General features: G+C 61.1%; 22 protein-coding genes and 2 pseudogenes. 14 read left to right on the top strand and 10 right to left on the bottom strand.

What is annotated here, in order from left to right; translation table 11 throughout:
- Nucleotides 1-292: 292 nt before the first annotated feature.
- Nucleotides 293-877 (bottom strand): AcaB family transcriptional regulator, encoded by a 585-nt coding sequence (locus tag H281_RS0131705; RefSeq protein ID WP_020071153.1) that lies wholly within the window; start codon nucleotides 875-877, stop codon nucleotides 293-295.
- A gap of 641 nt (nucleotides 878-1,518) precedes the next feature.
- Between H281_RS0131705 and H281_RS0131710 the strand changes: the two genes are divergently transcribed.
- From H281_RS0131710 to H281_RS0131770, 12 genes and pseudogenes are all read left to right on the top strand, one after another.
- Nucleotides 1,519-1,785, top strand: coding sequence for a DUF7696 family protein (locus H281_RS0131710; RefSeq protein WP_020071154.1), 267 nt, complete (start codon nucleotides 1,519-1,521; stop codon nucleotides 1,783-1,785).
- A complete protein-coding gene (locus H281_RS0131715; protein WP_020071155.1) occupies nucleotides 1,782-3,242 on the top strand; it encodes a recombination directionality factor in 1,461 nt (486 codons plus the stop codon). The genes H281_RS0131710 and H281_RS0131715 overlap by 4 nt, the downstream gene beginning before the upstream one ends.
- 374 nt (nucleotides 3,243-3,616) lie before the next feature.
- Nucleotides 3,617-4,174 (top strand): annotated as a pseudogene (locus H281_RS35100) (metallophosphatase family protein); the annotation flags it as partial.
- A 246-nt stretch (nucleotides 4,175-4,420) separates the two neighbouring features.
- On the top strand, nucleotides 4,421-6,742 hold the full coding sequence (locus H281_RS0131735; RefSeq protein WP_020071159.1) for a nuclease SbcCD subunit C: 2,322 nt from the start codon (nucleotides 4,421-4,423) through the stop codon (nucleotides 6,740-6,742).
- Between the two features lie 75 nt (nucleotides 6,743-6,817).
- Nucleotides 6,818-7,003, top strand: coding sequence for a hypothetical protein (locus H281_RS0131740; RefSeq protein ID WP_020071160.1), 186 nt, complete (start codon nucleotides 6,818-6,820; stop codon nucleotides 7,001-7,003).
- A 31-nt stretch (nucleotides 7,004-7,034) separates the two neighbouring features.
- Nucleotides 7,035-7,241, top strand: coding sequence for a hypothetical protein (locus tag H281_RS36265; protein WP_084690223.1), 207 nt, complete (start codon nucleotides 7,035-7,037; stop codon nucleotides 7,239-7,241).
- Between the two features lie 55 nt (nucleotides 7,242-7,296).
- On the top strand, nucleotides 7,297-7,515 hold the full coding sequence (locus H281_RS0131745) for a hypothetical protein (protein WP_020071161.1): 219 nt from the start codon (nucleotides 7,297-7,299) through the stop codon (nucleotides 7,513-7,515).
- 84 nt (nucleotides 7,516-7,599) lie between these two features.
- Nucleotides 7,600-7,983, top strand: a complete 384-nt coding sequence (locus tag H281_RS0131750) for a hypothetical protein (RefSeq protein WP_020071162.1) — start codon at nucleotides 7,600-7,602, stop codon at nucleotides 7,981-7,983.
- Between the two features lie 66 nt (nucleotides 7,984-8,049).
- Entirely contained in the window at nucleotides 8,050-9,852 is a 1,803-nt protein-coding gene (locus tag H281_RS0131755) for an adenine nucleotide alpha hydrolase family protein (protein ID WP_020071163.1), read from the top strand.
- A gap of 104 nt (nucleotides 9,853-9,956) precedes the next feature.
- The gene (locus H281_RS0131760; RefSeq protein ID WP_020071164.1) at nucleotides 9,957-10,907 is read left to right on the top strand and encodes a deazapurine DNA modification protein DpdA family protein; all 951 of its coding nucleotides are present in this window, start codon (nucleotides 9,957-9,959) and stop codon (nucleotides 10,905-10,907) included.
- A gap of 264 nt (nucleotides 10,908-11,171) precedes the next feature.
- A pseudogene (locus tag H281_RS35510) lies at nucleotides 11,172-11,655 on the top strand (DUF2778 domain-containing protein).
- Nucleotides 11,652-11,930, top strand: coding sequence for a hypothetical protein (locus H281_RS0131770; protein ID WP_020071165.1), 279 nt, complete (start codon nucleotides 11,652-11,654; stop codon nucleotides 11,928-11,930). The pseudogene H281_RS35510 and the gene H281_RS0131770 overlap by 4 nt, the downstream one beginning before the upstream one ends.
- Nucleotides 11,931-12,033: 103 nt before the next feature.
- On the opposite strand, the gene H281_RS36270 is transcribed toward H281_RS0131770, so the two are convergent.
- The 6 genes from H281_RS36270 to H281_RS0131805 form a co-directional block, all read right to left on the bottom strand.
- On the bottom strand, nucleotides 12,034-13,428 hold the full coding sequence (locus H281_RS36270) for a DUF746 domain-containing protein (RefSeq protein WP_164701968.1): 1,395 nt from the start codon (nucleotides 13,426-13,428) through the stop codon (nucleotides 12,034-12,036).
- Nucleotides 13,429-13,545: 117 nt separating this feature from the next.
- The gene (locus tag H281_RS0131785) at nucleotides 13,546-15,027 is read right to left on the bottom strand and encodes a 3'-5' exonuclease (RefSeq protein ID WP_020071168.1); all 1,482 of its coding nucleotides are present in this window, start codon (nucleotides 15,025-15,027) and stop codon (nucleotides 13,546-13,548) included.
- 159 nt (nucleotides 15,028-15,186) lie between these two features.
- The gene (locus H281_RS0131790; RefSeq protein ID WP_020071169.1) at nucleotides 15,187-15,654 is read right to left on the bottom strand and encodes a hypothetical protein; all 468 of its coding nucleotides are present in this window, start codon (nucleotides 15,652-15,654) and stop codon (nucleotides 15,187-15,189) included.
- A 72-nt stretch (nucleotides 15,655-15,726) separates the two neighbouring features.
- The gene (locus H281_RS0131795) at nucleotides 15,727-16,644 is read right to left on the bottom strand and encodes a tyrosine-type recombinase/integrase (RefSeq protein ID WP_020071170.1); all 918 of its coding nucleotides are present in this window, start codon (nucleotides 16,642-16,644) and stop codon (nucleotides 15,727-15,729) included.
- A gap of 31 nt (nucleotides 16,645-16,675) precedes the next feature.
- Nucleotides 16,676-17,266 carry a nucleoside 2-deoxyribosyltransferase gene (locus H281_RS35115; protein WP_020071171.1) on the bottom strand — a complete coding sequence of 197 codons (591 nt, stop codon included), beginning with the start codon at nucleotides 17,264-17,266 and terminating at the stop codon, nucleotides 16,676-16,678.
- Nucleotides 17,263-17,547, bottom strand: a complete 285-nt coding sequence (locus tag H281_RS0131805) for an H-NS histone family protein (protein ID WP_020071172.1) — start codon at nucleotides 17,545-17,547, stop codon at nucleotides 17,263-17,265. The genes H281_RS35115 and H281_RS0131805 overlap by 4 nt, the downstream gene beginning before the upstream one ends.
- Before the next feature lie 115 nt (nucleotides 17,548-17,662).
- Here H281_RS0131805 and H281_RS0131810 point away from each other — a divergent pair, with 115 nt between their 5' ends.
- Complete coding sequence (locus H281_RS0131810; RefSeq protein WP_020071173.1) at nucleotides 17,663-18,112, top strand: SET domain-containing protein; 450 nt, start codon at nucleotides 17,663-17,665, stop codon at nucleotides 18,110-18,112.
- A 194-nt stretch (nucleotides 18,113-18,306) separates the two neighbouring features.
- Here the strand turns inward: H281_RS0131810 and H281_RS36275 are convergent, their stop codons facing one another.
- From H281_RS36275 to H281_RS0131825, 3 genes are all read right to left on the bottom strand, one after another.
- The gene (locus tag H281_RS36275; RefSeq protein ID WP_020071174.1) at nucleotides 18,307-19,140 is read right to left on the bottom strand and encodes a hypothetical protein; all 834 of its coding nucleotides are present in this window, start codon (nucleotides 19,138-19,140) and stop codon (nucleotides 18,307-18,309) included.
- A gap of 412 nt (nucleotides 19,141-19,552) precedes the next feature.
- The gene (locus H281_RS0131820) at nucleotides 19,553-20,380 is read right to left on the bottom strand and encodes a hypothetical protein (protein ID WP_020071175.1); all 828 of its coding nucleotides are present in this window, start codon (nucleotides 20,378-20,380) and stop codon (nucleotides 19,553-19,555) included.
- A gap of 80 nt (nucleotides 20,381-20,460) precedes the next feature.
- Complete coding sequence (locus H281_RS0131825) at nucleotides 20,461-20,655, bottom strand: YqaE/Pmp3 family membrane protein (protein ID WP_020071176.1); 195 nt, start codon at nucleotides 20,653-20,655, stop codon at nucleotides 20,461-20,463.
- Between the two features lie 573 nt (nucleotides 20,656-21,228).
- On the opposite strand from H281_RS0131825, the gene ligD reads away from it, so the two are divergent.
- A complete protein-coding gene (gene ligD, locus H281_RS35125) occupies nucleotides 21,229-23,196 on the top strand; it encodes a DNA ligase D (RefSeq protein WP_020071177.1) in 1,968 nt (655 codons plus the stop codon).
- Nucleotides 23,197-23,252 lie beyond the last annotated feature (56 nt).

The raw sequence follows: 23,252 nt of genomic DNA on the forward strand, positions 1-23,252 counted from the left end.
GCGATTGCGGCGATAGCAAGCGCAAGCAATGCGGGTCGTCCGGCGCTGCGCATCCTCGACATGAGCGCGCGGGCCGAAAGTGAACCGCTCGCTGAGCCCTCGGGTGCGGGCAGCATCGGCATGGCCGCGGTATGGCGGGACAGATCGATGATGACTGGCTGAGCAGTATATTGCGCGTGCAGCGCCTGAATTTCTCTGATGTCCATTTCCTCTCCAACAGGGTGATGGGACGAGCGTATCCATCCGGCAGCAAGGTCAAGTGCCGGCGAAGTCTACGACGGGATGATGCGGTTCAGGAGCCCCGGCGTTCGCCGTCGAACTCGTACTGGTCGTTGTCAGGCATGCAAACGTGAACGATGTGCTTAAGCCGCCGTTCCGCGTTCGAAAGCATCCGGGCGCGGGCTTCAGGCGTGATCTTTCCCATCACAACGGCCGCCAGCGATTTGACAAAGATGCGGTCGAACTGCGTGAGGCAGCGAACCAGCAACCCGGCGAGCGGTCGCGTGACGACGAGCTCGATCTCTTCGTGCGGCATATCAATGGCGCGTAGCTCATGACGCGCGAGCCAGCCATCGGTCTTCCGGAACCACTCGGCAGTTTCCCGCAATGCGGTCTCAAGAGCGCGGACCTTACCGCCTCGCGCGACGGCGATCTTTGCCGCGCAGAAGTTGTAGTCGGAGCGGATGTAGTCGCGGGCAAACTGCGAGCTATAGCGCAGGACCGTTGTTGTATCGGATTCCGGATTGATCCGGGCGATACGCGTGTCACTGGTCAGGCGCTCAATAGGCTTCAGCCCGCTCAGCGGTGTGCTGTCGGCTGTGGGTGCGTCTTTGTCCGGGCGCTCTGGCTCCGGGAGGAAATCAGGAACTGCGGCCATGGTATTTTTTCGGGTGGTCTCTCTCACCTCCAATTCTGCGTGCGTTAGCACACATTGACTCAGGCAAAAGCTGCGCTGTTTTCGCGACCTTTCGGGGTTATACGCGCCCACTTTTGCGCAATACTGACTCTACTTCTCGCGTCTCTGACGCATCGACATGACCCGGCCAGCCCGGAGTCCATCTTCTGTACCAAGCCGTGCCCGCAGTTTTACCCCGAGGCATGCTCCGACCAGTTGGCTACTGGTGTGGAATTTTCTTTCTGATGAGCGCCTCGCCCGCGCTCCCCATTCATTCAGTCGTAAAACTCGTCGCCGGCCGCATTCATTTGCGCCGCGACATCGTTTGGACCCGGACATCGGGTGTTCTCTCTCCAGAGCCCGTCTGGGTAGAACGATCGAAGTCGACTGAACCGTGATCCTGCGGCGGAATGCATTTTCCGAAAATGGGCTGTTGCGCAGCGTGACCATGCTGCGCGAGGACGACTAACGTCCTCGTATATGAGCCCTCGGCTCCCTGAGCGCCACGACCCCGGAAGGGTTGTGGCGCTCAGGTCATTTTTCATCGAATCCCGAAACGCGTTCCTCACTCCGAGGGACGCGTTTTTTTTCGTCCTGTTGTCCTGTCCAGAAGGAGGTCTTTAATGCTTCCCGACCGTCTTGATGAGCGCATTGCCGAAGCGATCAACCGCACGATTGCCGAGGAGCGCGCCACTGCAGATACCGCATCGCCAGCATGGCGGGCGCGTTGCGAGGTCGCCCAGATCGCGAAGTACAGCGATCCTGATCGACGCGTTTTTCTTTCCCACATAGCCGAGCGCCGCGGAGACGCGGCCGCACACGAACTGGAGCAGTCAGCCAGCGAGTTGCGCACCACGGCCATTTTCTTTCTAGCGAGGAAACCCTCATGAACGCAGTAGTCAATCTGGTCAACGGCCCTGTTCGCAGCGTCGTTGAAGAGCGCGCGTTGCGTCCGCCGGTGATCGGGCACATTCGCCCGGGCATTAAAGTCCTCACCTCGAAAGCCCGTGGCAACGCGCGTGCAGTCGAGTTGTACAGCACGATGGTCGCAGCAGGTGATTCGTTCGATACGATCGCTTCCGTGCTCGAATCGAAGTGCAATCTGAAAAACGCCCTCGTGCCGAAGAACACCGCGTATTTCACCTGCCGCCGCTCGGACTTCAATAATCCGGACGTGGCCGACGAAATTCTCCGGCTCTATGGCGAGGACCGCGGCGACGGCGTGAAGCTCTACCGGTTTCCCGTGCTGTTCGCGTTCAACGACTGGATGCAGAACCTGCCGAACCAGATGACCGTGTACGGCACAAATGGTCGGAAGTTCTTCTCCCAGTACGAGCGCGATGGAATCCGCTATTGCATGACCTATGCAAAGATCGAGCGCGATCCGCGTGCGCAACGTGTGATCCGGCACTTCGGCGGACGCACCGTCATCCGTCGTCAGGATGAGGCGATTCCGGACGGCATCTGCGACCCGGAACAGTGCCCGCAGTATCAGGCGCGACACTGCAATCTGTCTGCGAGCTTCGTGTTCGCGGTGCCGGACATCAAGGGGCTCGGTCTGATTGAACTGCCGACGAACTCGATCTACGTTCTGCAGAAGGCCTACTCGGCGATGCAGACGGTGCAGCTTGCTCGGGGCAAACTCACAGGCACGCGATTCTGGATCACAAAGCGTGAGTTCGACATTACGCGGATCAACGAGCACGGCGAGGCAGTGAGAGCGAGCCAGATGCTAACGGTACTCGATGCAGACATCGATATCGGTGCGTTGCTCGACGCTGCGGACGATGCGCCTTCCGCGCTGGAAGCGGCGAGCCAGGCGGTTGCGCTGATCGAAGCGGGCGGCAATGTCGTGCGGCTCGGCGGCGACGTCGATACAGCGATCGGTAACGCGGTTGCCGAAGGTGTCGCGATGGAAGCGTCCGTCGACCCGGAGGCTGGCACACGTGTCGGCACGACGGTAGCTGTTGAAACTGAAGCCGCGACGGCAAACGAAGCCGCGGCGGCGACCGTCACCACCGCTTCGACGGCAGCTGCAGGCAATGCGGCTACCACCGGTCCATTGCTGCAACACGTGCTCGCCGCACAGCCGGCGACGGCCGGATCGACGGAAACGCTTGCAGACAAGCGCGACCGGATGTCCGACCTGCTGCAACGGCTTGGCCTGAGCGCGGAGGATCGCAAACAGGACTTCCGCATCTACGCCCATACGAGGTTCGGGCGCGGCTGGATCGAGCGCGAGCAGGACGTCGACCAGATGAACGAGCGACTCGTGCAGGCACTGACCGACCGTGAAGCGTTCGATCTCGAGATCGCCGCGGCCAGACAACCAACGTTTCTCGATTGACCTGACGTACCTTCAATCCTTGCCAGCCCTTCGGGGCTGGTTTCCTTCCCGTTTCGATTGCGAGAACATTTCAGCAAGCCCGCGTTTGCTCAAATGCTTTCGACCGCGCAACTGCGCATCGAAAAGAGCCCGCCTCGGCGGCCCATTTCCTGTCTGGTTTCAAGGAGTCGTCCTGTGCGCAAGATCGACAATTGCACCGCGTTTTTTGGCGCGGACGATGTGTTCAGCAACTGGCATCCCTGCCGTTTCACCTATCACGACGTTGCGTTCGCGATGCGCTCGCTATGAACTGATCATCCTTTCTTCACACCCTCGCGGGTGTTCATCCATGAGGCTGCCTTCGGGCGGCCTTTGTGCTTTTTACGGAGGCGAACTTGAAACTCGCTCATTTTTCTGACCTGCACTACGCACCGGATAATCTGGCCGAATCCGAACGCTGCTTCAGCTTTGCGGTGGGTGACGCGATCGCGAGCGGCGCACAGGTGGGAGTCATTTCCGGCGATTCGACCGATCATCGGCTCGACGCTCATGCGCCGTCCCTGCACGCGCTTGCTACCCAGGTGCACCGGCTCGCTAACGCGATGCCCGTACTAATGCTGCAAGGTACGTTCTCTCACGAACCTCCGGGCACGCTCGACAACTTTGCGTTGATGGGCGGCGCTCATCAGGTGCACGTTGCCGACCGCGTTTCCCAGGTCGCGCTGATCGACGGCCGCTTCTGGCCCTCGACTGGTCCGGTCTTTTCGGATGTCGAGTTGGAGCAGTTCATCGGCGTGAGGCCAGAACTCGTGTTCACGTGCCTTCCGACGGTCAACAAAGGCCAACTGGCCGCGAGCGTTGGCGCGCTCGCTGCCGGTACGGAACTTGGCGATGTGCTTGCCGCATATCTTGCGGCGGCAGGCCGCGTGAACACGCAGCTTCGGGCAGCGGGTAAGCGCCGATTACGCGCAGGCCTGCGACCTTGTTGAGGAAGCTGTCTCAGGCGCGCTTGAAGCGAAGGCGGCAGAGCAGCTTGCCGCCGAGCAGCTGGCCGCTGAAAGGGCGGCTGCGGCACAGGCGTCGGCCGCGTCGCATTCTGCGGCAGATCCAGTCGTCGGCACCATGTACGCCAATGACGACGATGTGCCGTGGCTGCCGTCGGACTACCTCTTCGACGCCCCGCATCCGGAGGCCGCCTCATGCGCCCACTAAAGCTGACCCTGACGGGTTTCATCGGTGTGCGCGATGGCATGAAACGCGAGAGCGTTTCACTGGATCTCACGTCGCTGCCGACAGGCCTTATCGCGTTGACAGGGCCGAACGGCGCGGGGAAATCCACGATCATGGATAACCTGCATCCGTACCGGATCATGCCGTCGCACGCGTCCAAGCTGTCTGTTGACGGATTCTCGTACTGGGACCACCTGTACGGGACGCACGCGCTCAAGGAGTTTGAATGGGAGCACGGCGGCGTCCGTTACCGCTCATCGTTTGCATTCCGCAAACCGGGGAAAACTGGCAAGGCTGAGTATTTCCTTGCATGGTGCGATCCGAGCGGCACATGGCAACCGATGCAGACCGGAGACGGTACGGTGTCGGACGGGAAAGCCGACACCTACGATGCGTGCGTCGAGTCGGTGTGCGGCTCGCTGGAGTCATTTTTCACCAGCGTCTTTTCCGCGCAGAACCGCCGTCCGCTCGCGTCCTATGGTGCGAGCGAAATCAAGGCACTGCTCGCGGAGCTTCTTCATATCGACCATCTGCGCACGCTGGCGGCGAAAGCCGGCGACGTCGTCAAGGTTCTCGGTCGTGCGCTCGATGCGACGCACCAGCAGCTTGTTGCACTCGGAGCGAAGCGCGACCGTGTTGTGCAGATTGATCAGGCCATCGCTTCAGATGTCCAGTCACTCGTCGCGGCTCGGGAGAGCCGGGAGGCACTCAATGCGAGCGCAGTCAGGCTGAGTGATCAGCGCGCAGTTCTGGTTGCAAAACAGACTGCGAACGTGGATGCGCAAGCGCGGTTGCGGGAACTGGCCGGACGACGCAGTCAGATCGCTTCGTCGTTGCAGGCGCTGGCGAACGACAGCGCGGCTGACGATCGCCGCTTTGCGCAGCGCCTGTCTGCCTTGCGCGAGTCGATTGCCGGTCACAACGCGGTGATCGGGCAGCGTGATGCCATCCTGGGTGCTAGCGCTGCGCGCGACGGTGCCCAGGCACGTCTAGCAGCCCTTGAAGCGCGCGTTGAGCCAATGCAGCAGGCCATCGCGGCACTGGAGGCCAAGCAGCTTGAATTGACTGCGGCCACTTCACGCATCAACGGGCTCATGTCCGAGGGTGAGTCGAAGGCGTCGTTGCTCAAGTCTCTGGAACAGCAGGCTAGCGTGATCGCTGCCGTTCCCTGTGCGGGCCACGCGATGCATAACACGTGCCCTCTGCTTGCCCAGGCGCGTGACGCCAATGCGAAGGTTCCCGAGCAGCGCATTTCGCTCAACAACCTTCGTGTCGCGTTTCGCACGAGCCGCGAAGCGGTGGATCGTCTGACGCCCGAAGTGCAGCAGCTTGCTACGCGGCGCGCCGAACTGAAGACGCTGTCCGACCAGATTTCGGCCACACGAAGCGAACTCCAGGCAGCAGTCGATCTTGCGGCACGCAAGCCATTGCTTGATGCAGCAACCGAAGGCGTTCGCAAGGCCAGTGAAGAACTGACCGCTGTGGAAACCGAGGTGAAGGCTGTTCGCGAGCGACGACAGGTCCAGCAGGACAGCCTGTCGTTGCAGGCGGGTGAGCTGGACGCAGAAGTTGCGCGGCTCGGTGTCGAGGATGTGACCGCTGCCATTGCTGATCTGGACCGGCAACTGACGCAATGTCGTGACGGCATCACTGCAGCCGATGCACGGATCGAATCGCTGATCCGTTCACAGGCGACGCGTGAGGTCGAGCGGCAGGCGATCGCTAACGAGCTTGCGGGATTCGACGCGACGCAATCGCGTGCGAACCGCATCTCTGACGAGATCGCCAGCTGGAAGCTGCTTGCGAAGGGTCTTGGCAACGAAGGTGTGATTGCCCTGACGATCGACGATGCGGGCCCAGCGCTGACGAAGATGGTGAACGACCTGTTGCTTGCCTGTTACGGCATGCGCTTCACGGTCGAGATCCAGACTCAACGCGCACTGGCAAGCGGCGAACTGCGCGAGGGATTTGAAATCCTCGTGCACGACGCTGATATCGACAGCACCAAGGCAGTGACGGTGATGTCGGGTGGCCAGAAGGTCTGGATCAACGAATGTCTGACCCGTGGCATTGCGCTGTATCTGGCAAGCAACGCCGGTCAGCCATATCAGACGCTGTTCAGCGACGAGTCCGATGGTCCGCTTGATCCGCAGCGCAAGCTGCAGTTCATGCGCATGAAGCGGGAAGTTCTGCGGCAGGGCGGCTACGAGCGGGAGTTTTTCATCTCGCAAACGCCGGACCTGGTTGCCGAAGCGGACGCCGTTATCGATGTCGAGGCGCTCGCCGCCTGAATATCTTTTTTCTTTCAACCCTGTGGGGACGCTCCCCACAGGGGCGTTCCTTCGCTTTTTTTAACGAGGAACGCAATGAAACTGAAGCACGACATGTATGCACGAACCGAAGCGCTCACCGTTTCTGTTCGCCCTGCCACGCGGCGCACGGGCACGGTCCATAGCTACGTCCTGAACGGCACGCTCCTGCGTGACGTTCTCGTCGGCGGCAAATGGGTAACGCACCACGCCAGCATCCCCCTCGAATCGCGGGCCGCGTAAGCGGCTCACCTCTTGAAGCTGAGTTAAATCCATGCAAAACCTGATTTTGCTGCTCATTGCAGCGGGTAGTTCATCGCTGTGCGCCTGCACGATTCAACCGCAGGCCGAGCCGGTGCCCTCAAGGCACGTCTCAACGATTGTCATCCGGCAGCCGCGAGGTGAACCGGGTGACTTCATCATCTGCAACGACGGTCGCGTGCTGGTCTTCCCGGTTGCGCACCCTAAAACCTGTTCCTGATCCGCAAGGCCTCGACCTCGAACGAGTGTCGGGGCCTTTCGCATGGAGAGCCTTCATGAAAAAGCAGATCACAACCGCGGCGGCACTCGGCGCATTGCTCGCCATCGCATGCCTGCTCTGGGAGCAGCAGTCGGTGGCCGCTTTGTCCGTTGGTGCAGGCAAAGCGGGACGCGCATCTCGGGCAACTCCTTCGCCGTTTGATCGGCGTCTGAGAGTAGCCGTGTTTACGGGGCCGCGACGCGACTCGCGTCCCGGCGACCGTGTGTCGACCTGACCTCTGACCTATCTTTCATTCACCCGCCGGGGCAGCGCCCCGGACGGGGACAGCCTGCCGGCAATCATCTTGTGGAGCAGGCCAATGACTTACTCTTGTACGGATTTTTTCGATGATGTGATGCGGTGTCTCGCCGATTCGGGCGCAATCGCAGACGGTGACATTCCTGAGAACGACGTGGGAACTGCCTCGGATGTTGCGGTCGCGGCTATCGTGACGATGCATCGCGCGAGTCTGTCCGCGAACTTTGTCCGTGAACTACTGGGCGAAGTTGGGACCCTTGGCGCGGTAGCCGAAGAACATGGTACCGAAGCGCTCGCATTTCTCTTCTATCTCCAGGCCGCGATATTTAACGACACATTTGTGGAGGCGCGAAGCCACGACGACTCAGGTCTGCTTGAGCTCGTCAGGCGTCTTCCGTCAGCCGCGACCTGGATGAAGCATATCCAGGCAGCGCAATCTTCATAGCTTGCATTCTCACCTCTACGGGATCGCTCCCGTAGGGGTGCGTTCCTGTCAACAACGGAGCATTCGATGTTCGACGAAATCCTGACAAAGATCGAGACGGCGATTGCCGTGCTCGTTGGACTTATCAAGGCGGGCCACCCGCTGTGCGGAACTGCGAGTGGGAAAGACTCGACCTGCGCGGTAATACTGATGCTCGAAGCGGTCCGGCGAGTAAGTGCGGAGCAAGGACGTCAACCCGCGCACTACGTATCGACAGCCAATACGACAATCGAGAACGTCAGCCTCGCCCGGCACATAGAAACGATGCTTGAAGAGATCGATAACTTTGTAGCGGACCACATGCTCGACGTCACCACGCACGTCGCTGCACCTTCACTTGCCATGCAGTTCGTGGTGTCTACGATCGGCCGCGGAACGCTGGTCCGCACGCCTGAGAATGGCGTTCGCAACGGAAAGCGCACGAGAGCGTGCGCGACCGACTGGAAGCTGATCCCTCAGGGGCGACTGCGCTCGCTGCTGGAGCGTGAGGCGACTGCGCGAGGTGACCGCGAGATCGTAACTGTTCTCGGAAATCGGGCGGCCGAGAGCGTCTCACGAGGCGCAGCCATGCTTGCTCGTGGCGACAGCGCCAATGCTCCGGTCCGCGACGCGCGGGGTGCGCTCGCAATCTCTCCATTGCGCGACTGGTCGGTCGACGACGTCTGGACGATGCTCACTCTTTTCGCCGACGCGTCAAAGCGCCCATTTCCCTGCGCGTTTTCCGAGCGTTCCATCAAACGTCTTTCGGATCTGTACCGGGCCGGCAACGATGGAATGTGTGGAGTGGTCCTTGGCGAGGATGGTCAGCGTGCCGCCTGCGGCTCGCGCTTTGGCTGCGTGTTCTGCTGCGTCGTTGGCGAGCGGGATCGCTCACTCGAGTCGATGATCCGTGAGCCTGAGCACGCGTACATGTCTGGGCTCAACGACTTCCGGAACTATCTGATGGCCACGCAATGGGATATGAGCCGGCGGGAGCTGGTCGGGCGCACCCTGAATGCCGATGGTTGTGTGCGCATTCAGGCCGATACACTGAGCTTCCAGGCACGTTTCGATCTCCTACGCTATCTGTTGACACTTGACGCGCTGGAGGTAGAACGGGCTGAGCAGCACGACGCGGATCTCGCTGCGGGACGCATCGAGGACAACGCGGAGAACCGGGAGTTGTGCGAGGTGCAGTTCGAGATGGTCACACCGGCTCAACTGGTGGCGATCGACTTCATGCTGTCAATGCACCACTACGCGCCGCATGCTTTTCCGGCGCTGTCCGCGTGGTACGAAGTGCACCGGCTGAGTAGGCGGTATGTCATTCCAAAGGTGGAGCCATTTCCCAAGGTTCCGGTACCCAACTATGGTTGGTACCACGTCGGGCGCTTTGATGCCGAGGCTCCGGCTGATGGATTGCGTGATTACCTGGCGGAGCAGTGGAACCCATATCGGCACCCCCAGCGCATCTCGACGTATGCGCAAACGAAGCAGGGTGAGCGGGTTGTGTACTTCGAGGAAAGCGATCAATTGCACGTCGACGCTGTACGCGCTTGCGAGTTTGTCACCTGTTCATTCGATCACGCCTGGTATTCGCGTGTCCAAGGCCATCCGGCGATCGAGTCCGCGCGCTTCTGGCTTAACGAAGCGATCCTGACGCTCCCAGCCGGAACCGCTCAACGCTATCAGGACATGGCGGTGCGCGGTCAGTATTTCGCGCGGCTCGCGGAGCGTTTGAATCTTTCGCCGACGGAACTGGACCGGTATCTCATCGACAACGCGCTCAGCGACACAGAGGCGCACGTCATCGAGGCCGCGCAGCTTGATCTGTTCGCACTCGCTGCGTAACCGATAAACGACTTTTTTCTATCCCTTGCGGGGCATCCCCGCGAAAGGGCTGCTCCGCACTTTTTTTGGAGTGGCAAATGACTATAGGACCACGCGTTCCCGGCATGCCGGTGCTGCAGAAAAACGCTCATGTAGATGACGGGCTCGTCGTGCGGGTCGGCATCCCTCACAGTGGCGGCCGGCTTGCGTTCCACGCTTTCAACGAAGGTTACCCCGCGATGGTGTCGGCGTCCGCCTTCTGGAACCGGCAGACCGGCCAATTCCGTATCCCGCGAGCGACCGATCTCACGGAAATCGACTTTGCCCTGGATAGCGCGGGTTTTTCGGCGATGAAGCTTTTCCAGTCAAAGGGTGGACAAAGCGGAATCGCAGGCGTGTATCCCTGGACGATGGAGCAGTTCGTCGAACTGGCATCCTGTTCAGGGGCATCCTGGGTTGCCCAGCCGGACATGTGCTGTGAACCTGAGCTCGCAGCGGATCAGGATGCAGTCGACTATCGGGTGAACGCAACGGCGACGTTGCTCGAAGCGATGCTGCGGGTCGTTTATGCCTGGCAGGATCAGCTAGCGGCAAGTTGTAACGCCGAAGTCGTGCAGAACACTGTCCGGATTCCGGTACCCGTTGCACAGGGTTGGAAAGTTGACGATTACCGACGAAGCATCGACCTGTTGCTCCAGGTGTGGGAGCGGTGGATGCCGTGGGTTGCGGCGCCGGTTCTTATCGGTCTGGGTTCGGTCTGTCGGCGGCACCTGACCGATCGCCGGCACGGGCTGTTCGCCATCCTTGAAGGCCTCGAAGCGCACCTGCCGGCCGGTTCCAAACTCCACCTGTTCGGCGTAAAAGGGCAAGCCCTGGCGCGCGTCAAGATGTATGACTGGGTGGCAAGCGTGGATTCCATGGCGCCGGACTTTGCGGCCCGCGTGAAAGCGCGGCAGGCGGGAACGCCCAATACGATTGCTCACCGGGCGGCCGAGATGGATCGTTGGATGAGCAGCGCGTCGCGCCGGGTCGCTCCTCGGAGCGGCGATCAGTTTCGCCTCTCGTTCAACGGCTAGGCCCCGATAGCATTGTGATCAGCCCGCGGGTTCCTCTGGAACCCCGGGCTTTTTTTTCGTCTGGGATGGGCAGCGTCCCATAGCCCCGTTTGGAGGGAGCGCAGCTTTGAGAAATTGCCCGCAAAGCGTGCTGAAGCACTAGCGCAGCATCCCTGTCAGGTTATCAATGCGCGCAGCATATTCTCCGAACGACTACGCTGCGGCAATTGCGCAGATGTGGCAGTTTGGCATACCTTACGGCAGTCACAGGTTCAAAGGACTGGTATGCCAGCGCAATGCACATTTGCACTCAATGGACTGAAGGTCTCGACGCTCCTATGCAGCGGTTTTGGCGGAGTAGCGGCTTTCTCCGGCAACAAGGATCACGTCGATAACCCTGCAGACACCGCTGTCGTCGGTGCCGGTCCCATCCCGAAGGGTCGCTACTACATCATCAGGCGCGAGACAGGTGGGCGACTAGGGCGCGTTCGGGACCTCGCGCTGGATATGTGGTCAAACAGCGACCGGGCGAGTTGGTTCGCGCTGTACAGCGCCGACGGCAAGGTTGACGACTGGACATTCGTGAACGGCGTGAAGCGCGGCAATTTCCGGTTGCATCCGAACGGCCGCCTGGGGGATCAGCGACGGCTGCATAACGCTGACGTCGCAGGCGCAGTTTGACCGTCTAAGCGCCTACCTCCTATCTCAGCCGTCAGCGGTGATCCCCGGTACGGATATCCCCTACTACGGAACGGTGGACGTGCGATGAAAGGTCTCTTGCGCGTGGGCCTTGCGGTCCTGCTCACTCCACTCGTATTCATTGGCCTTTCGCGAATTGATCCGCTTGCGCGCTGGGTTGGTAGCGACGCCGTATGGACTGCGCTGACGCCGTTATTTCGTATATTCGGCGCCGTCGGCATGGAAGGCGAAGAAAGCGTAGTGCTCTGCGTGCTGCTCGCCGTCAGCTTCATCACTGCTGTGCTCCTCGTCTGCGTTGCATCGGTGTTTATTCAGCGGCAAAGGCAGGGCCACGCAGGCCGGTAAGCGCGCCCCAATATTCCGGTGAGCACGACGGTGTCACCCGCGATCTTTGTGTTGTGCTCTACAGGGGCGGCGGCTGTGCGTGCCGGGCACGCGCGCCATAGACTTAAAGGGCGTCGATGCTGACGTCGAAGAAGCCGTTGCATCCGGTGCAGCGGAACAGGCGTCGCCTGAGTTCAGCCGCCGTCCGCTTCCTTGTCCGTTTGAAACCGTGCGGTCGCGCCTCGACCTGGTTCAGGCAGTGCGGGCAGTCCATCACCGGCCAAGGTGCTTTAAGACCAAGTCGCACGCGCTTTTCGTAGTTACCCGCAGGATCCAGTACCAGTAACCATTCGCGAAACCGCGTGACCCATGCCTTGATGACCTCCGGTGTTGTGTCCAGTCGATCTGCGGCATCTGCGAGCGGCCGATGCTGGGACAGAAGCGGAAGGATCCCGTAAGCAATGTCCTTGCGCAACATTTTCGCCAATGGCGTACGGGTCGCCCGCGAATAAAGACGGGCGCAAGCGCGACACTGGAATTGGGGCAAAGGCGAGTCTGCGCGCCTGGCAGAAGCAAGCCTCGTAACGTGGCTGCCGCAATGCGGGCAAGGCGGAGGCTCGACACTGTCTGACAGCACGCGATCGATGTGGCGTCGCAGAAACTTCGTCAGTTCGTGGTCCTCGGCCCACCTGCGCGGCAAAGGACTGTTGTGTCGCAGCGGCCCACCGAGATCAAACCGGCCGGCGTCGAGCGGAGCGACCGAAGGCGCGGGCACCACGGCTGGCGTAACGCGCGTCTCCGTCCGAACGGAGCCCACCCGGACACGTGGCAGATCTGGCGCGTCAAGTCCAGCACGGCGGCGGCGCTCCGCCGCGTTCTGCGCCAGGTCATTGACGACCACGACGGGGACGGCGCTCGCGTCTGAGCTCACGTTGAGGGGCCAATGGCAACCGCATGAGGGACATTTCACCTGCCGTCGGTTGTCAACGCTGAAGCCGCCATTATTGAGCTGCCCCTCATATCCGCATCTGGTACAGGTTCCGAGCGGGCGGTATTTGAGACCGAGCCTAACTAGCGGCGTCCAACGGCCGTCCGGATCATTCATTGCGATCAGTTGCCGGAACCGCATCAGCCAGTTGGAGATGGCGCTGTAGTCGATGCCGAGACGTCGCGAGACCTCCTCGAGCGGCAATGGCTGGGACAATAGCCGGAAGAATTCCGGCATCTTCGTCGCGAACCGCAGTCGGGCAACCGGACTTCCCGTCAGACGGGTGTATAAGCGACGACAGTCGGCGCAGCGGAAGTACGGCACCGCGTGGTACGCGTTTGCCCGCGTATGAAACCGACCCCGGCCACCGTTGCAGTGCGGGCAGGGTGGGACAGGAAGCGCGTCGACCGAATGCAGTTCCGCCCATAACGTGCCAACAAATGCCGTGAGGGCGGGAATCTCGCTCTCGCCGTAGTCGCGGTCCTTACCGCGCGTCAGTGGATCGTCTGCATCGAACACTGCGGTAATCACAGGGACCGCCCCAGAGCCGGTTGACCGCTCTATCACGCTGCGTTTTCTTGCCATCACATATCGGGCCATTGGGACAGAAACCGATTTTAATCGTATGGCACACGGGCCGGCCGGGAATCATCCTTGTCCCGATGTGCCGGAGTCGCGGAAAACTTTAAGCAGATCGTTGCGCAACTCTGACACGTCCATTTCATTCCGGGCGCGTGTAAGGCCCACATACAGCAGGCGCTTCTCCTCGTCGGTAAGCGTAGTGCGTCCATCGTCGTCCGTCTTGAAGCGGAAATCGCCGCAGACCTTCACACGGTTCCACTCAAGTCCTTTGGCGCGGTGAATAGTCGACACAACGTAGTCGGCCTCCGCTTCGGGGCTCACGCGTGACAGCATGTCGCGCAGAAAGGCGGTTCCCTCACGGTCGATGATCTGAACGATTGGCAACAGATCGCGGCCGGCGTAGCTCGACGCATAGTCCTGCACGTCGCGCCACGTTTCAAACAGCGCGAGCGACGCCGGGCTGTAGGTGCGTTGACCCCGCATCAGGCGGTCCGCGCCGTCAGCAAATGCGAGGATCTCTTCAATGTTCGCGCGCACGGCGACCTTATGCCCACTCTGCAGGCCGTTAGCCAGGGTCCCGATAACGGTCACGTTCTTGCGGCAGAGGATGGCGTCGAAGCTACGGGCAGGGTCATACTCCTCGAAGAATGCAGACGTTATGTGGGGCTGGCCGCGAAGCGGTACGCGCTCGCCGAGGAGGTTCAGAACGCGTGAAGCAAGCGCGGCAAAGTGCGGTCCGAAGCGAAACGACTCGGTGAGCGCGCACTCGCGTGCCTTGATCAGATCCATCGCGTTGACCGCGCCGCGCCACTCGTAGATCTGCTGATAGGGATCGCCCACGTAGATGACCTGCGCATGCTGCTGGCGACGCAGGACCGACAGCATCAGACCGTCGCTGTCCTGCGCTTCATCGAACAGGATGAAATCGGCGCCGATCTGCGGACGCGACCGCTCCCACGTCTTCAGATACGTGTCCGGGGTGATGGCGGTCTTTCCCTGCGGATCGATGCTTTCGTTCCAGTGTCGTACCACGAAGGGCAAAAGCATCGCGCGCAACTCGTCGGCCGACTGCTCGGTGATCATCTCGTCGACTGGAATGTGCCACGCCTCTGGCTCGTCCTGCGCGGACCGGCAAAAGCGAGCAGCGCCATCTGCAACGAGGCGGCCGACCTGAAAGGCGGATAGCTCGACGTTTTTGCCAATAATCGTCGGAACGCGGACGGGGCCAAGCCCGTACCTGGCAGCGAGAAGGTGAGGTGGCTCCTTTGGAAGATTCAGCCGCGCGGTGAGCGCCTTGTCGGTGGCCCGGAAGGCGACCGAATGGACCGTCTGACACATGACGTTGCGCGGAAACTTCCGCTTTGCTTCGGCCGCAATGTCCTTGTTGAAGGCGAGGTACTGGCCACGCTTCGTGCTGTACCGTTCGGCGATCATCCCGAGCGTCGAGGTCTTGCCGGCACCGGCGTACGCTTTGACTTTTACCGTAGCGCCGGAGGCGACCGTCTCGAGTGTGTCGAGCTGTTCGTTCGTCGGCTTGATTGTTTTCATACGCTCTCGAATGCTGTGGGCAGCGAAGGGCTGTGATGCGGGTTGCGGGACGCATGTACTCCAGGACATTCTGACCGGTCGCGCAGGCGCACGCCCCGTCGAAAGACGGCGTAACAGCACCGCCTTTCGGGCTTGTGAACCGGCGACCGCGTCACACGCCTAGCGCAGCGCGTTAGCTATGTCGCGCGGCACGGCGACGGGCTCGGCGTGACTGGTGTGTACTCGCGTATGCCCCGCGACGACGGATTCAGACCTGATGGCAACACGTTCCCGGAACAGTCCACGCCCCGTGGTGATATGTGTCGCCTCGTACGGATTGCCACGCTTGATGTAGTCCCCAATGTCGAAATCGATCGGAAACAGCGACGAGCCTTCGCCGCTCTCGACGACGAGCCGGATGGAGTTCAACGGAACACCGCGGAGGTGAGTATCCAGAATGCGATTCAGGATCTGGTCCCGGACGATGGATGACTCCATCGGACCCTGGTACCCACTCTTCGTCTCAAGCAGATGGACAATCGCCAGACGCTCAGTTGTTGCGGTAAGCGCAATGCGGAACTGAAGGGCGCATGGCCGGCCCGTTTCATCGGGATAAGCCATGTCCATGAATGATGTTTTGTATGGCATGTAGCACTCCGGACAAAGGTTGTGCCGGCACAGACGAACCGGCAAGACCAGCCTACGGAGCGGGACGCGAAGTCAAGTCGTCCGGGCACTGATGGTGTCGCGGATGCGGATAACGGTGCGATGACTGGCCAGACCCAGCATTGCGCTCGTCTGTTCGTTGGTGCGGCCGGACAGCAGCTGACGACGTGCGAAGGTATTGCGCAACACGCGCGGGCTCATGTCCGGCGCAGCAAAGCCGATCGCGTCCAGTGCGTCGCGGACGATCGCACCGAGCAGCACATCGTTGATCGGCTTGTCATCTGTGCGCGGCGCGGGGAAAAGAAGCGCGCCGTCGGGCACCGGATGACGTCGTTGCCATGCCGCAAGTGCAGCCGTCGAGAAAGCGGGAAGGGCCACGGTCCGCTCGAGGCGTGCCCCTCGCTTTGGAACGGATACCTGCGGCCTTATCCCTTCGATGACCACGTCGCGCCATCGCGCGCCGCGGAGTTCGGCCGCAGTGAGGCCCGCGCCCAGCAGCAGCGCTACGACAGCGCGGTTGCGGCACAGGCGGGCATCGTCGCCGGCGTCGGGTTGGACGTAGCCCTGGAGGGCGGTGTCTGCGTTCGGATCGAGAAAGAGCGGTTCGGGCTCGTCCTCGGGCCAGGCTGCCGAGAGCGCGAAGGTTGCCGCCGGATTGCTGTGACGCAGGCCGACGTCGACCAGATGGCGGCACAGCCGGTCGATCAGCTTGACGTAACGCAGGCGCGTGGTTGTCCCTGGCGCACAGCGGTTTTCGACGTCGTCAAAGAATGACTCAAGGTGCTCGGGCCCGAACGTCGCGAGTGCCACGCCTCGGGTGAGCAGATGGCGCAGGAACCGGTCGAACATCGCCTTGTGCTGCACGATCGAGCGTTGGGAGAACCGGCGGCGGTCCGCGCCGGCCGCCTCGGTCGTCTGCCACTGGAGATAGGCGGTGTGCGGCTCCGCTACCCAGAGATGCGATTCGTTCATAGCATTCAGCACCTTATATACTGAATTGGCATCAACCCTGCACCTGGCGAATCTCCGATCCGCCATCCCGCCTCCAGGAAGAAGGGGCTGTCGTACCACCCTCATAGGCGATGGAGATAGCATGCAGGCATGCGAGCGGACCGCCCTGGACGATCGTTGCGGCGCACGCGAGCATCAGGTTGAGGGAAAGCCCGAAATCCTCGACCAGAAAGCCGCGTTCGCAGACATCGCCGAGCATGGTTGCGCTGCATGGTACGCGCTCGCGCAACTCGGTGACGTCCTCCCTGTAAGCCCAGATGGGTTTCCCAAGCGCAGCCGCGAACCCGATCTCGAACGCGGTGCCGCTATCAGGCTCGCCCGCGCCGCGAAAATCTGCTACGTTGGCCATGACAATGTCCGCGCGGCGGATCGCTGCCAGGTTGGAGCGATAGACCCACGCAGCTTTTTCCTGCGGTGACAGGTCAGCCGGCGCCAGCGCATCGAGCGGGTAGAGGCCCTCGAATCCGGCGTCCGCGCACATCCGCCGAAGCGAGCGACCGTAGTCGAGTGCATCGACGCGGAAAACGTCAAACCCGGCGAGATAGATCCGGGCCTTGACAACGTCGTGCTGCGCGCCACTCATTCTTTGATGCGGAAGCGTTCGAGGTCCTGATCCTTGATCCAGTGCGGTGCGCGGCCGCGCCCGCTCCACGTGTCTCCAGTCTCGGGATTGCGATACTTCGGCGCCACGGGCACCCCGGCATCTCTGCGACGCTTTCCAAAGACGTCTTCTGGCGTGAAACCGAACTCCTCGACGGCTTCGCGCACCCGTTCGAGCTCGGCTGCGGCCTCTTTCTTGCGGGCTTCGGCGATCAGCTTTTCGAGTTGCTCCTTCTGCGCAAGCAGATCTTTATAGCGTTCCATGTGGTTGAATTCCCGTTGGGTATGATGGACGATTCTACCAGGCGCGAGTTGCTGTCAAGTCTGCTGCTGGTCACGCTAACGAGCGCGCGTTCGACATTCACTGCAACAGGTACTGATGAAAAGAATTGCTGTTCGCCGCTCGGGCGTTCACGGTCGAGGCGTGTTTGCGCTACGACCAATCAGCGCGGGCGAACTCATCCTCGAGTACGCCGGCACGGTCATGAGCTGGAAGCAGGCCATCACTCGCCATCGCCGTTTCGGGAAGGAGGGCCACACGTTCCTTTTTGGACTATCCGATGGGCGGGTCATCGACGGCTCGCTTGGCGGCAACAGCGCGCGCTGGCTCAATCACGCGTGCGTCGCCAATTGCGAGGCCATCGAGTCCGGTGAAAGAGTGCACATCCACGCGGTTTCAGATATCAAGCCGGGAGAGGAGCTTTTCATTACGTATGGGCTCTCAGTAGAGGGCCGCCTGCCAGCAGACGTGCGCGCCCAATACGGGTGCCGTTGCGGTCACCGTCGATGCCGCGGGACGATGCTTGCGTCCACGGGACGCTCCGGTTAGCAACGGTCTGCAGGGCCACCGTCGATCGGGTCGATCCGGTTAGGATCGCGGCTATACGGCGCGCCGTGGATATGGACGAGTCCGCCTGGCCGCAACGGCCTCGGCGACGTACTGCGGCGCCGGGCATGGGCCCCAGCGACGGATCTGCAGCTCAAGTTCTGGCGGTACGAAACAACTCTTATCGCATCGGCTTCTCATGCCCGCGTCTTTTGCCAGACAGGAAATATTGCACTGTGCAAGGCTGTCTCAGCTTCGATCATCGCGCGGTGGTCAAAATCCGGCAGCGACATCAGTGTTTCAACCACCATCGTCTCGCCGCGCGCGCCTTGGGGAAACGCACATGCCAGTTTGCCGTCAAGCCCATACAGGAGCCACCACATATCCGCCCTGTAGGGACCGTCATCAGTTGTCTCGATAATCACCGAATCAAGGCTGTCCAGCGCGATCTCACGTTTGCTCTTTGTCGGGTCGAGCGCAACAACCCGGCCATCCATGACGGTAACCACCCATCGACTCAGTGGTCCCACTTGAACGTTGGGGCGCGCACGCGGCATTGTAGAGGCGTCGTCGCGACTTGGCCTGGGCCGACGGAACGACAGATATTGCTTCAGGAAAGTTACGGACGGGAACTTGAGAGGCTCTCCAAGGAACGGGACCACGGCGGCGCTGATCAACGCAAAAAGCCATGCATAGTACCCTGGCCCGAAATCGCGGATGTACTTGGTAGTGGCATCCGTGGGAAGTTCATGCCACAGAAGCGCCGAGATAGCGCAGAACGTCAATATGGCAGACAAGGCTCTCGACGGCCGAATCACGGAGATCGCGACTGCCAGGTTGCCGAGCCACGCGAACTGCAGATTGAAAATACCCAGCCAACCCATCGCCAGGACACTATAGCCCTTCCACCAGAGCAGCTTGTGCGCGCTGTCGGGTTCGGCAAACGCCGGGAGCAGCATCGAGGCAACGTACGAAAACGCGCTTACGATTCGGACCGCGTTTCGGATTGCCGGATGTTTGCCAATCTGCATCTACATTTCTCTCAGTGAGGCGAGCGTTTCACGACTACGGTCGTAAGGGCCGTTCGCGCCGGCAGTCCAGGCGCCGTTCACCTCGATGCGGCTGGCCGCGCCCTCGCCACCCTAAGCCGGATAGAAGAAGCGCTCCGCTTATTAACAGCCCTGTACTACGGAGGGAAAACATACGCACATGTGGGATCGGTTGCGGCGAGGTGTAGTGAGACAGAACCGGTTTTACGGACCCGAGTACGAGTCCGATAAGCGCGATCGCGCACGTCAGGTAGAGCCACGTTAGAAATCGCATGGACATGTTTGCAGGGCGCCCACAACTGAAGCGCCCTTCCTGCGAGCCCTCTGCGCCGTCGTCAAACTCTCGCCAGTTCCCTTCCATTATCGCGGTCCCCTCTGGCCGTGCGGAGGTCTGTCAATTGCGGCTGCCGGCCGCCGGTGCCGCTGATGATGCCGGTGCTGCCGCTGCGACTACGGCCTGATGATACGCACTGGCCAATAGGACGTCCTTTTCCTCAGGCGGCATTCTGTCGATGGCACGGATCGATACTTTCGTAACCCAACAGGCATCCGCAATGGAAGCGGTGCTCCGGTTGACCAGAACGCGCGCGAGATGATCCGCGTCCGCTTTGCTTTTGACTTCTGTCACCATCATTTTGCCCAACGCGGTCGAAGCAGCCATAAGTTCGGCAGGCGTGGGCACATGCTCCGGCGCATGCTGGGCGCTCGCATGCAGCATCGCGGCAGTAAGCCCCAGGTACTCGTCAGTGTCTTCGTCTGTGAGGTTCGGGAACGCCATCAACCGGCTTGAGATCGCAGTCGGCGAGGCCAGCCCGTAGCAGTCGTCGGGTAAATGCGCAGCAGCCACGCGAGCATACAATGACCAGAATTCGGCTCTTCTGGCCGGCGTGACTCGCGACATACCGTCGGCAAAGACCACTTGCCCCTGAGGAGTCTGGGAGGGCGGAATGCCTGCCGGAAATGCGGCCTTGAGATCAGGAGCCTCCCTGATCGTGCGGTACCACCTCATCATGATCGCCGCTTTCTTTGTTCCTGGCTGCACGCCAAGCTCTCTGAGCCGTTGCTCCTCGACTGCCTGCTCAACCAGCGCTTCAGCGTTTGATGCCGCTGTCGCATTCGTTGCTGCCCCGCTGCCCGCGGTGGGTGGCGTCGTGGCATGGTCCACCGCGCACGCACTGAGGTGAAGAATGCAGAAAACTGCGAAAGCGATTCTACGATTCACGAAACTTCCCGTTCATGACTTTATGTTTCAACTAGCGCCGATAACAGCGCCGTTTCTTCGGTTGTCGCCAACCGCTTCAGTCAGCCGCGACCTGCGAGTGCACGTTCGATCTTCTGGTCCGTCTTGTACTGACTTAAAGCGAAAACGGACCAGATCGCCGCCGGAACCCAGCCGATTATTGTCAGCTGAAGCAGCAGGCAGATGATGCCGGCGAAGGGGCGACCGATGGTGAAGAACTGGAGCCACGGCAGAATGATGGCGAGCAGTAGACGCATTTTTAATTCCTTTGGTTAATGAATTTATTCCGACGGGCGCCACTCGAGATAATCGTAGTATTTAACGGCTGGAGCGCCCCGATCTTTAATGAAACTTAACGGCAGCGGCTGGCGCCGTGCTGCCCAAAGGCTGCGGAGTCCAACCGGGCTGCAAGGTAGCCGAGTGCGGTATAGAAACTGCTGTCCTGGGACAGGCCACTGCGACACGGCCCGGTATGCATTCCGATTCACGCATTCGTCTATGGACTACCCGCGCGCGGGGTCGAGAGGACTGTCATGACCCGAGATCAGTTTGTTCAACAGCTTGCAATGATGCTCCGGGATTTACCGCGAGGCACCGCCGCTGACCTGAATGAGTGCATGGTTGCTTACTGGAACGGGAGCGGGGTTGTGTTCGCGTTCTTGTGTGAGCGTGGAACGGACGCGATCGAGGAGGAGTTCGACATCAACGACTATACTGGGAGGACTGGCAGCCGACGTTTGAAAACTGGATATCGTCCCCTGCTTTTAGCAATCGCCCGGAGGTGCTCGGATGGCTGAGCGACGCCCCTCCTCATGAGGCGGGGGAATGACATGGGGCGCTGGAGCCGGGTCAATCCTGCGCGCGTTGCCGCGCAAGCGGATCAAAGCGAAGGTGGACCGCCGGCGTTGATACAGCCGCAACTGGCGACACTGGTGGACCGTCCGCCGAAGGGAGGCGACTGGTCCTACGAAATCAAGTTCGACGGTTATCGCGTGATGACACGTATCGAGGGAGGCATCGCAACGATCTTCACCCGCAAAGGTCATGACTGGACCGAGCGGATGCCGCGTCTCGCGGACGCCTGCAATGGGCTGCAGGTCGATAGCGCGTGGCTCGACGGCGAGGCGGTCGTGCTCGATTCAAGCGGCCAGCCAGACTTCAACGCGTTGCAGAACGCCTTCGACCGGCGCAGCACAGCAGAGATCGTCATGTTCGTGTTCGACCTGCTATGGCTCAACGGTACCGACCTTCGCGAGCAGCCGCTGCGATCGCGCAGAGCGCTGTTGAGGGATCTGATCGCGGAACACACTTCCGACGCTATCCGATTCTCCGAGGACTTTCCGCAGGACCCGGTCTCGCTCGTCGCATCGGCTTGCAAGATGAAGCTTGAGGGCATCATTGGCAAGCGCGGAGACGCGCCGTACCGCTCCGGGCGGTCAGCAGCCTGGGTGAAGATCAAGTGCTACCTTCGCCAGGAATTTGTCGTCGGCGGGTTCACTCGCGCGAGGGGCGCGCGCTCGGGCGTGCATTCACTGCTGCTCGGCGTGCATGAGAAGGATGGATCGCTGCGCTATGCCGGCAGCGTAAGGCCGTATTTCTCGTCCCGGGCGGCCACCGCGTTCGTCGCTCGAGCCAATGCAGTGCGCAGCGACAGCGCGGCTTTCTACAACCTTCCCAAGCCGGAAAAGGAACGCGATTACCTGTGGATTGAACCGTCGATCGTCGTTGAATGTTCTTTCCTTGAATGGACCCCGGGCGGCGAAGTCAGGCACCCCGTGTTTCATGCGGTCCGCGATGATAAGCCGGCGGCCGCAGTGACCGAAGAGACCATGGTGGCGATTGAAGGCGGTGAGCCGGTGGAAATCGACGCCGGCTCGACTCGCGAGGTGCCGGGGCCGAAGGGAAGTCTCAGGATCGCGGGGGTTCGTATCACGAATCCGCAACGGGTGATGGACGAAGTCACCGGGCACACGAAGAGGGAGCTGGTCGAGTACTACGCGGCGATCGCTCAGTGGGCGTTGCCGCATCTGCATAATCGTCCGCTCGCGCTCGTGCGCGTCCCCGACGGGATCACGGGCGAGCTTTTTTTCCAGAAGCACAGCGAGAAGGCGCGCATTCCCGGCGTTACAGAACTGCCTCCTGAGCTACACCCGCGGCACCCTCCGCTACTGATCGCGAATAGCGAAGAAGCGCTGGTCGGACTCGCCCAGATGAGCGTCGTTGAGATTCACACGTGGAATGCGGCCGCGCCGGATCTGGAGCACCCCGACCGCATCATCTTTGATCTCGATCCGGACCCCGCCCTGCCATGGACCGCAATGCTTGAAGCCGCCAGTCTGATGAAGGTCGCGCTCGACGAGATTGGCCTGCGCTCTTTTCCGAAGACGAGCGGCGGGAAAGGCTTTCACATCGCTGTGCCTCTGACGCGCCGACAGGGATGGAGCGAAGCCAAGGCGTTCGCCCACGCAGTTGCGAAGCATATGGCGCGGGTCGTGCCGCAGCGCTTTTCGGCAGTGCTCGGTCCAAGGAATCGCGTCGGAAAGATCTTTATCGACTATCTGCGTAACAGCCGTGGGGCAAGCACAGTTGCCGCCTTCTCCGTGCGAGCCCGCCCCGGCATGGGCGTCTCGATGCCTGTCTCCTGGGACGAGCTTCAGGAAATTCGCCGCAGCGATGAGTGGACAATGCCTAAAGCCATCGAGCGCCAGCGTTCGCTGAAAAAAGACCCGTGGCAAGGCTACTGGCAGACACGGCAGGGCATCACGGCAGCCATGCGGCGTGCAGTGGGTCTGGTATGAGTGTGGTTAGCCGCGGCCCTCCGGCTGACGGGCGGCCGCCGGAACGCGACCAGATC

The organism is Paraburkholderia caledonica, from assembly GCF_000383275.1.
GTDB lineage: Bacteria > Pseudomonadota > Gammaproteobacteria > Burkholderiales > Burkholderiaceae > Paraburkholderia > Paraburkholderia caledonica.